Source organism: Kiloniella laminariae DSM 19542, from assembly GCF_000374005.1.
In the GTDB taxonomy this organism is placed as follows: Bacteria; Pseudomonadota; Alphaproteobacteria; order Kiloniellales; family Kiloniellaceae; genus Kiloniella; species Kiloniella laminariae.
This window is the reverse complement of sequence record NZ_KB893149.1, coordinates 1-8,682: the sequence shown is the minus strand read 5'-3', so window position 1 is coordinate 8,682 and position 8,682 is coordinate 1. Positions and strand designations below refer to the sequence as shown.

The 8,682-nt window shown below is 44.4% G+C and carries 14 protein-coding genes and 1 pseudogene; 8 read left to right on the top strand and 7 right to left on the bottom strand.

Annotated features, from left to right (window positions below; translation table 11 throughout):
* The 6 genes from B152_RS0112895 to B152_RS0112865 all read left to right on the top strand — a co-directional run.
* Positions 1-747 (top strand): DNA methyltransferase family protein (locus tag B152_RS0112895; protein WP_020592845.1); only part of this gene is annotated, 747 nt, incomplete at its 5' end.
* Between the two features lie 67 nt (positions 748-814).
* Positions 815-1,159: a hypothetical protein gene (locus B152_RS0112890; RefSeq protein ID WP_020592844.1), complete on the top strand. Its 345-nt coding sequence runs from the start codon at positions 815-817 to the stop codon at positions 1,157-1,159.
* 619 nt (positions 1,160-1,778) lie between these two features.
* The gene (locus B152_RS0112880) at positions 1,779-2,048 is read left to right on the top strand and encodes a hypothetical protein (RefSeq protein ID WP_020592842.1); all 270 of its coding nucleotides are present in this window, start codon (positions 1,779-1,781) and stop codon (positions 2,046-2,048) included.
* A 4-nt stretch (positions 2,049-2,052) separates the two neighbouring features.
* A complete protein-coding gene (locus B152_RS23630; protein ID WP_157231082.1) occupies positions 2,053-2,367 on the top strand; it encodes a hypothetical protein in 315 nt (104 codons plus the stop codon).
* Positions 2,368-2,465: 98 nt separating this feature from the next.
* Positions 2,466-2,690 (top strand): hypothetical protein, encoded by a 225-nt coding sequence (locus B152_RS0112870; RefSeq protein ID WP_020592840.1) that lies wholly within the window; start codon positions 2,466-2,468, stop codon positions 2,688-2,690.
* A 1-nt stretch (position 2,691) separates the two neighbouring features.
* Positions 2,692-3,171, top strand: coding sequence for a helix-turn-helix domain-containing protein (locus B152_RS0112865; protein ID WP_020592839.1), 480 nt, complete (start codon positions 2,692-2,694; stop codon positions 3,169-3,171).
* 108 nt (positions 3,172-3,279) lie between these two features.
* Here B152_RS0112865 and B152_RS0112860 read toward each other — a convergent pair whose 3' ends face one another.
* Both B152_RS0112860 and B152_RS0112855 read right to left on the bottom strand, forming a co-directional pair.
* Positions 3,280-3,594 (bottom strand): hypothetical protein, encoded by a 315-nt coding sequence (locus B152_RS0112860; RefSeq protein ID WP_020592838.1) that lies wholly within the window; start codon positions 3,592-3,594, stop codon positions 3,280-3,282.
* 11 nt (positions 3,595-3,605) lie between these two features.
* Positions 3,606-3,905, bottom strand: a complete 300-nt coding sequence (locus tag B152_RS0112855; RefSeq protein WP_020592837.1) for a hypothetical protein — start codon at positions 3,903-3,905, stop codon at positions 3,606-3,608.
* Between the two features lie 292 nt (positions 3,906-4,197).
* On the opposite strand from B152_RS0112855, the gene B152_RS0112850 reads away from it, so the two are divergent.
* Together B152_RS0112850 and B152_RS0112845 are read left to right on the top strand one after the other, a co-directional pair.
* Entirely contained in the window at positions 4,198-4,629 is a 432-nt protein-coding gene (locus B152_RS0112850) for a LexA family protein (RefSeq protein WP_026261538.1), read from the top strand.
* A complete protein-coding gene (locus tag B152_RS0112845) occupies positions 4,622-5,881 on the top strand; it encodes a Y-family DNA polymerase (protein ID WP_026261537.1) in 1,260 nt (419 codons plus the stop codon). Before B152_RS0112850 ends, B152_RS0112845 begins: the two co-directional genes overlap by 8 nt.
* A 7-nt stretch (positions 5,882-5,888) precedes the next feature.
* Here the strand turns inward: B152_RS0112845 and B152_RS0112840 are convergent, their stop codons facing one another.
* The 5 genes and pseudogenes from B152_RS0112840 to B152_RS23615 all read right to left on the bottom strand — a co-directional run.
* The gene (locus tag B152_RS0112840; RefSeq protein ID WP_020592834.1) at positions 5,889-6,479 is read right to left on the bottom strand and encodes an ATPase; all 591 of its coding nucleotides are present in this window, start codon (positions 6,477-6,479) and stop codon (positions 5,889-5,891) included.
* Positions 6,476-6,679 carry a hypothetical protein gene (locus B152_RS26020; protein ID WP_157231081.1) on the bottom strand — a complete coding sequence of 68 codons (204 nt, stop codon included), beginning with the start codon at positions 6,677-6,679 and terminating at the stop codon, positions 6,476-6,478. The genes B152_RS0112840 and B152_RS26020 overlap by 4 nt, the downstream gene beginning before the upstream one ends.
* Before the next feature lie 173 nt (positions 6,680-6,852).
* Complete coding sequence (traI, locus tag B152_RS23620) at positions 6,853-7,932, bottom strand: TraI/MobA(P) family conjugative relaxase (protein WP_020592832.1); 1,080 nt, start codon at positions 7,930-7,932, stop codon at positions 6,853-6,855.
* 13 nt (positions 7,933-7,945) lie between these two features.
* Entirely contained in the window at positions 7,946-8,290 is a 345-nt protein-coding gene (locus B152_RS0112825) for a plasmid mobilization protein (protein ID WP_020592831.1), read from the bottom strand.
* A 72-nt stretch (positions 8,291-8,362) separates the two neighbouring features.
* Positions 8,363-8,682, bottom strand: a pseudogene (locus tag B152_RS23615) (hypothetical protein); the annotation flags it as partial.

Sequence of the window (8,682 nt, the reverse complement as noted above, 5' to 3'; positions counted from 1 at the left end):
GTTCCGGAAGTCCTGAAAGGCATTAGAAGCAAGAAAGCGGTTTACGAGCTGGTCGGCGAGAAAATGGATAGTTCCCATTGTGGATATTATGATACGCCCATTGGAACTGGTCAGCCGTCCATAAACACTCCGGAAGCTCTGGCTGTCTGGGAGCTAATCAAGGGTAAATCCGAAGAGGAAAAACGAACGGATAAAATCCGGAAAATGGAAGAAAAACTTCTGTTTTCAAAAATTCCTGGCTTCTTCCCAACACCGGATCTGATCGTTGATAGGATGTTGGAACTGGCCGACATCAACCCGGATCATAAATGCCTTGAACCACAGGCGGGCAGTGGGGCTATTGCGGATAGGATTAAAGGGATCTGCAAGAGCGTGGATTGCTGCGAAATTTCCTCTTCATTGCGCGAGATCCTGCAGCTCAAAGGCCATATTCTTATTGCTGATGACTTTATTGAGGAAGCTATCGACCCGATTTATGACCGTATCGTCATGAACCCGCCTTTTGAAAATCTTCAAGAGATAGATCATGTGAAAAAGGCATTTGATTTTCTGGTACCGGGTGGCCGTCTGGTTTCTGTTATGTCGCCAGCTCCTTTCTATCGCTCGGATAAAAAATCAACCGCTTTCAAAAACTGGTTTGAGGATCTTGACGGGCAGAAAATAGAGCTTCCTGCAGGTAGTTTTAAAGAAAGCGGCACAGGGGTTTCAACCGTCATTATTGTTATTGATAAGAGGGGGGAGGATTAGCCGCCGATAATGCCAAGCAATGGAATAACTCAGCTAATTATTATCTTCAAATTTAAGGAACTTTCTTATGTTTAACATCTCAACAAATGGTAATGAAAAAGGCATCGAGATAAGAAGTGAAAATTTAAGGAGAGAGGCGTTTCTAGAAATGATTGAAGAAAGGAAAAATAATAACTTTTCTAAATATATAAGACGGTCAGGGTATGTCTTACTGCTAATATTCAGCCTTATTATGTGGCAGGCTGCTCTTGGATTTTTGCTTGTGATCAAAGTGCCATCAAGCTTGTTTATAATTCTAATGATTTCGATTATTAGTGGGTATACTCTTTTGGGGATTATCTCTTTTACGTCAACAAGAGCTGTTTTATCAAAGGATGAGTACCGTTTATTCCAAAAAACATTAAATGGATGATTTTAAGGGTTTTATTATATGTCTATAAACAGATATTGGTCGATTTTCTTTTTTTTACTGCTCTTATTGTCCTTACATAATTTGGGTAAAGGGCTATCCAGCCTAATGTATACTGGATTTATGTGGGTGATCCTTTCTTCTTTGGTTGGAATTGTGACCACTTTTATATGTCCGGGGCCTATGAGAGATTTAAAGCCTAAACGCTTTGCTTTCTTTATGTTAAGTGCGGCTGCAACGTTAGGGTTTTTGTTTGTAGGGTTAATGTATTTCAAGCTGCATGGGGACACGATTCCAATTCCCAATTGACGCCATCCAATTTCAAGCTGATTCCCTATCCGGTCTATCGACCTTAGCGCCCCTTCGGGGGCGCGTTGGCCTTTGAAAAAGGCCCTTTTTGATAGGACCACGCTACGCTGTTGCCGCGCCCTGGGCGCGTCACTCCGGAAGCGTATCCCCATAATCGTTTCACGATCACTGGCCAGTACCTGGCCAGCCTTCCGCTACTCTCCAGGTGGGTGATCCCCCTCGCTTCCTCCGGTCCTTGTTTATCAAAAATTCCCCCAAACTACCTGACGTCAGGAGAAATGTTTCACATTTCAAAATGATAAAGGGTCATAGAATGCTTGATAGAATTGAAATTGCTGCTTGTTACGAAGTTGCAAACTCGGATGGATCTTCTGACATTTTAAGAACTTCTTCCTTGCAAGATGGGCCAGTTGAATTTTGGTCTGTCTATGTATGCGAGATTAACAACAATATCTGTTTGCCTGAATGTGTTGCCGATTTTGAAACAGAAGATGAAGCGTTGGCCCATGCCAGCTTAATGTCCCGGCTGAATAACGCTTCTGTATTTAACTGTACCCGGCAAGCTTGGCAGAATGAGGCATAAAATAATGACCTATCAAACTGAATTCCCTGAATTTTGTCTCGATGTAGTAATTCCAGAGGGGTTTGTTGATTGTTCTTGGAGAAATGATTCCTGTCCTTCCTGGATGTATACTTTTGAAAATGGAACTGTGATCAGAATACGAATTGACTATAGCGATTTGAATCTACGCGATTTTAGATCTTTGCCCCGGTTCAGGTGTGAGTATTGGGAGGATGACCAAATTACTGAGGATCCTATTGCCTTCTGTCTGGTGGATGTTTGGCCAACTGTTCTTGAGTGGATTGATTTTATTAAAGGGTTAAATGTTGAAATACAGTAAATATATATTGTTCGTCATTGACGAACGATATGGTAGCCTTTATAATTAAACCATAAAGCGATGACATGAGGTCATTGCAGGCTTTAGGAGCAAAACAAATGACTGATTTTAAACTCTCCCACAAGTACACTATTGAATCTGGCACCGAAGTTCCCGGCCTTTCTGGTAATGATGTGGTTATATTCGAAGATGGCCGCACCTATGTTTACGAAAATATTAGCGACAGCGAATTGATTGCCTTTGAAGAATGGGCCTTTGTAACTTTCGAGGGCTACACAGGAAAAGAGATCGTTCGCGAAAATCGTAGAATTTGGGTAGATTAATATGACACCTGCAGAATTCAAAACTCTCCGGGAGAGCCTATGGCTTTCTCAACAGGACATTGCCGGACTGGCGAAGGTTCAGAAACGAACTGTCCAGTATTGGGAAGATGGCTCCCGTCCGAGAGGAGTGCCAGAAGATATAGCAGAACTACTCAAGCGACTGGACGCCTTGGTAGAGGCAACTATTTTAAGAATTATTGATTCTTTCCTCAGCTTAGAAGACAAACCAGATAATATAATTTTTCTCCGCTTCAAAACTGATCGAGATCTTCAGAAATATCGACCGCAGGATTTTGCTGCTTTTGGTACAGTAAAGGTTCATTCGGCGATGCTTGACCGGACCCGTACGGCCCTTGCGCGTCTTGGCCATGACGCCCGGTTTACCTTTATGGAACCTGTTCAATACGAGAAGTGGCTGGCGGATGAAGAGCTGGTAGATCACGAACAAACACGGGCGGCATGGGCCGGGTTGCAGGTCTAGGTGTGTGCTTGAAATTAAACTTTTGAATCCGTTAAATTTTGACCCTGCCGTTTTCTCGCGTAGGGTCATCTTATTTTCAGGGTTAAGAAATTGGCGTCTCTGGGAACATTAGTCCTCATCCCATACATTCTTTGGAATAGGGTTGTGGGTGAATTTTTTCCCTAGAGAAGATGGCTGGCTGTGTTGTTGTACTGGTTTCTTTATCTGTTCAACAGCATTAGGGCTGCTTGGTGACAACTCATAAACATCCTGAATTTTCTTTGCATGTAGAATAAAGGTACTTCTGGCCGCACGGAGTTTCCCTTGTTGGGTTAGGTTTCGGTGTATCTCTGTGAGATTTTCCCCTCTCTGAAGGCCATTAATAATTTCTCCCTTCAGGCAAGAGATTTCAAATTTGGCCTTTCCCCAATTCATTTTATCCATAAAATTTCCTTTTATAATATTGAGATATTTTCTGAAACGATGAGGATATCCAGATCAGTGATATCGGTTTCGACTTCTTGTGTTTCAGTCAGCGGCATTTCAGCCATTTTCTTATAAAACTCAATTTTTATATTTTTCCCATAACGTATAAATGTTGGTAACGAACTTCCTACCTTACCCTGGCTTTTAAGGTTGCGGTAAATTTCACTAAGATTTTCCCCGCGCGATAAGCCTGTGAGAATTTCTGATTTTAGGGTGTGTATCTCATACTTGGATTTACCCCATTTCATTTTCTGAAAAGTATGCTCCATAAATCCACCAAAATCCTTAAATATCCATGAGTGTCTTTATTTAACCAAGTGTATCCATGAAAATCTATAAAAATCTATGTTTTAAGAGCGTTTTTCAAAATTTCGTCTCACTCTATCTATGAGGTAATGAGGGCAGGACATGGAAAGTGATTCACTTTCCTCCTGCTTGCTTTACGCAAGAGCCTTATTTGCATCTTCGATGCTCAACGGAATTTTTCTACTTATGACCTGGTGCTTGACTCTTTTTTAATTTGTTCCCTATATGTTCTTTTTGGTGATGGAGGCCAAATTCATGAGCATTGCTTTATATATCGGGCAAATTAATAGGGCATCCCACATGCCCCTGCCGCTTTACGCATCAAAAGTTCCAGCCGGGTTTCCTTCCCCTGCTGAAGACTACATGGAAGGTCGATTGGATCTTAATGAAAGGCTGATCCAGCATCCCCATGCGACTTTTCTTTTGAAGGTATCGGGTGATTCAATGATTGGAGCTGGTATCATGCCCGGGGGAATGCTGGTAGTAGATCGCTCAATTGAGCCGGTTCATGGAAAGATAGTTATCGCAGTTCTGGACGGACAGCTAACCGTCAAGAGGCTCCACAAAAAGCATGGTGTAATCCGTCTTATGCCAGAGAATAACCAGTATCGCCCGATTACCATTTCAGATGAACAAGACTTGGAGATTTGGGGCGTTGTTACCAATGTGATCAACTGCCTTGAGTGACAGCTGGTTCGGCCTTGTGGATGTGAATAATTTTTACGTCTCGTGCGAACGGGTTTTTAGACCTGATCTGGAAGGCGTTCCTGTTGTCGTGTTGAGCAATAACGACGCCTGTATAATAGCTCGAAGTCAGGAATCTAAAGGCCTCGGTTTCAAAATGGGGGCATTGTTTCACAAAGTGCTACCCGATCTGAAAAAGGCAGGGGTGAAAGTCTTTTCATCCAACTATCCCCTATATGGTGATATGTCAGACCGAGCCGTATCCGTTTATCGTCAGTTCACACCGAGGCTAGAAATCTACTCAATTGATGAAAGCTTTCTCGATCTGTCTGGTTTTGACGAATTGCTCGATCTTGGCCAAAAGATAAAGCAAACGACCAAGCGGGATACCGGCTTGCCAGTTTGTGTAGGGATCGCTCAAACCAAGACCCTCGCAAAAATAGCCAACCGGATTGCCAAGAAAAACCCGCAGTACAATGGGGTATTCAAACTTGAGGCAGGTGATGCAGAGCAGCTTCAGAAAATCGAGAACGCTGATATCTGGGGCATTTCTCGACGCCTTGATCCAAAGTTGCAGGAACTTGGAATTTATAATGCTTTGGATTTATCCCGGGCAGATCCCAAAAAGATCAGGCAGAAGTTTTCTGTTGTCCTAGAGCGGATGGTGTACGAGCTGAACGGTATCTCTTGTCTCGACCTTGAAGAAGTCGCACCGGCTAAAAAGGGGATCATGGTCTCGCGTGGCTTCGGCCAGTACCAGGATAAGTATCCAAGGATCCAAGAAGCAGTAGCAGTTTACGCAACCCGGGCAGGGGAGAAGATGCGCAAGCAGGGCCTTGCAGCCAATACCTTGACCACGTTCTTGAGGACAAGCCCACAGGGTGACGCTCAAACGTATTATTCCAACAGCCACACAGTGGCTTTTCCAGAAGCGACTAATGACACAGCCTTGATTATCAAAGCTGCATGGTGGTGCCTGAAAAAGATCTACAGGCCGGGTTTGAAATATCAAAAGGCTGGTGTCTTTCTCGATGGGCTTGTTAATGCTGATTGCACTCAGAAGGATTTTTTCTTTAAACCCGACACAGGGAAGTCGAAAACACTTATGACTGTGCTGGACAAGCTGAATAAAGACCATGGGCGCGATACTGTGCGTTTTGCGGCTTCGGGTGTGTCAACCGACTGGAAGATGCGCCAAAGGATGGTTTCCCCGCGATACACGACATCCTGGGACGATATCAAAACGATACCATAGGATATTTTTAACGGGATAAGCCTTGTTGCTTTTTAAGCAGTGGTAAAAGCTCATCAATCCATTTAGGGATACGTGACCTTACTTTTTTGACCACGCCCTTTTCGAGCCTCGCAATCAAAAAAGGACGTTGGCCAGTATTATCGATGATGAATGTTCTGTCTGCGATAGGGATTGCTTTTTTGAGGTTTTCACTGGCCCGGGTATAGCGCCGCTGAATGTCTTCTGCAGAAACAAAATGGCCACCGCTTCTTACCCTTGTGTCAACTCTGAGCATTGAACCTCTTGATGATTTGAGGGCGACAAAAACAAGATTGACCTTGTAGCCTTTTGATTGTGCATTGCTGATAGTCGAGATCGCTGTTTTTCCTGAAAATGTTGTTTCCAGGATAAACGAATTACCCTTTGTGAAGTGTAGAGATCTTTCCTTGATAGCTTGGCGGCCAGCCTGAACCATCGCAGCTTCAGGCGCAGATGGTGAAAGTCTTTGTGCAATCACATCCGGGTTTGAAACGGGAAGTTGGTTCAGATTGTATTTTGAAACAAGGGTGCTTTTCCCGGCACCGTTGGGGCCAGCAATAATCCAGAGGCGCTTGCTCATAGAGTTTTAATCGTATCCCAATCGCTGCCATTATATTTTACAAGCGTCTTGGTGCCGTCCGGACTTTCCTTGATGAAGGTGTCAGGATCTGGGTAGCGATCATCTCCGTAGTAGATATCAATACCAGCCTTCAGCAGATCTTTGGGGGCCGTAATCGGGTCCCGCATCAAGCCGGCTTCTATTGGGAAATCATCCTGCATTATATGGTCCTGTTTGTTCATATAAATAATATAGTTTTCCGAAGATACGCTTGCAAGAACAGTATTGCTTGATGGGAATAGGCCGAGATGGGATAATTCCTCGACTTTTTGATTGTAAGTCAGCCTTTCGAGGTAAAAGAACAAGCCGTACCTCTTGGGTACGGCTTGTTCTTTTAGAGGCTTCGGCCTCTGTCTTTTCTATCTTTGGGTTTGAATTGTGCGACAACCTTTTCAGGTATCTGCAGCAGCTTTTTATGATAGATGATGATGGCCATGGCCATTGGATCGCTCATGGCTTCCAACGCAAGAAACTCCCGCCAGTTCTTATACATCTTGAGGGCGAGGCTATCTTTCCCCCGCTTCTTGCCGAGATACCTGTTCCAGTATTTATCCTGTTTCGGGTGTGATGTTATAGGCTTCTTTCGATAGGTACTGCTTGGCTTGATCTGTTTGATTTCAGCTATAGGCTTTTCAAAGCGACCTAATTTTTTCTCCAAGGACCCTTTGGAAAAGGCTCGGTCTATTGCACTGGCTTTAATGCCGGTCTTTCGGTCTTGTGTCGTAATTACCAGGCCATTCCCTCTTAACTTGAGCTGCACTCCAAAATCAGCAAATCCTTTATGCAGGTCCTGCCATCCCTTGGATTGCTCCAGAACGGCTTTTAGTCCCTTCTTGTTATCTCTGACATACCCATCAAAGGACTGTTCCCAGGTTATGGCTTCATAGTCCCGGGATCTGGTTGAGATTTGTTTCTTGTTCTCTTTGTCCGGAATACCGTTATCGATCGAGAGGCCATATTTCTTTTCCATCTCACGACAGATCTTTTCCCGTTTTGGAAAATCCCAGCTTGGAGTGTGGCAGCGTAGTGTCTTGGGATGGATTTTATTATATGCAACGTGCATGTGAAAGTTATCGGTATTGATATGTGTTGCGGCAACCCGTTGATGTTCTTCAAACCCGAGCGCCTTGGCAAAGTTCTCTTCGATATCACGCAGGGCTTCAGCTGAGGGCTTATCATTCCTGAAGGAGACAATCAGGTGATAGGTTTTATCTGTCTTGGCCCGGGTATTCAGCGCCTGTGTGGCCTCAATATCCATAATGGCCAGATCAAGATCTTCAATTGTCGTGCCGGCATCACTACCAACAATCCAGAGATCATCGAGCTTTTCACCTTTTTCTTTAGCTGCAGCCAGGTACTCGGCCAATCGTCCAAAATTGTCTTGTGATCTGCGTTCTACGCGCTTGGAAATCATGCTGTGCCTGGTTCTAGCTTTTCATGGCTTTGATTTTGGTTTTCAGATCTCTTTGAGTATTCCGGATCTGATTGATCAAACTCGGAACATCCAACCCCTTGTTGTATTGGTTGGCTTCAAAGTCGCCATCATCGAGGGCGAGTTTTAGCAAGTTGCCAAGTCTGGCCAGATCCCCATTGATCTTCACGAGATCCTTGATGTCTTCATTGCGACGATGGTCGGGAAGTTCCTTTCCTGTCATCACTCTTCTGATAAATTGCGACCGGGTGATTTTTAGTTTATCCGCGATGAAATCTATGCCGTCGCGCTCTTGCGGAAGTATATGAGAAATTACAGGAACAAGTTTTTTTGAGGGCATTTCAGTAGCCTTTACCGATAGTGATCCCCCTGCCTTTTGGAACAGGCAGGGGGATTATTGTGCTTTTGGAGATTACATACTCATTCCGGCGCTTTTGGCCTTGGTCCGTTTCGGAGTAGGGCTCTTGGCGGGTTGCTGTTCTTTTTCCAAAGAGAGATCGACAACCTTTTGATTGTCGAGTTCAGCTGGTTTGTATTTCTCCGGTCGGAGAACCTTATCGACCAATTGAGCCTGGGTTTCTTTTCTGCCCCGGGATTGCTCCAGATCGTTCCAGTCCGTCAGGCCCTTGGCCATTTCCTCTTCGGTAAAGTCAGGAATTGCAACCTTACCGCCGACCGCTAATGCAGCCTCCTGGGCTTTCACCTGTCCGACATTCTGATAGGGCGGCTTTT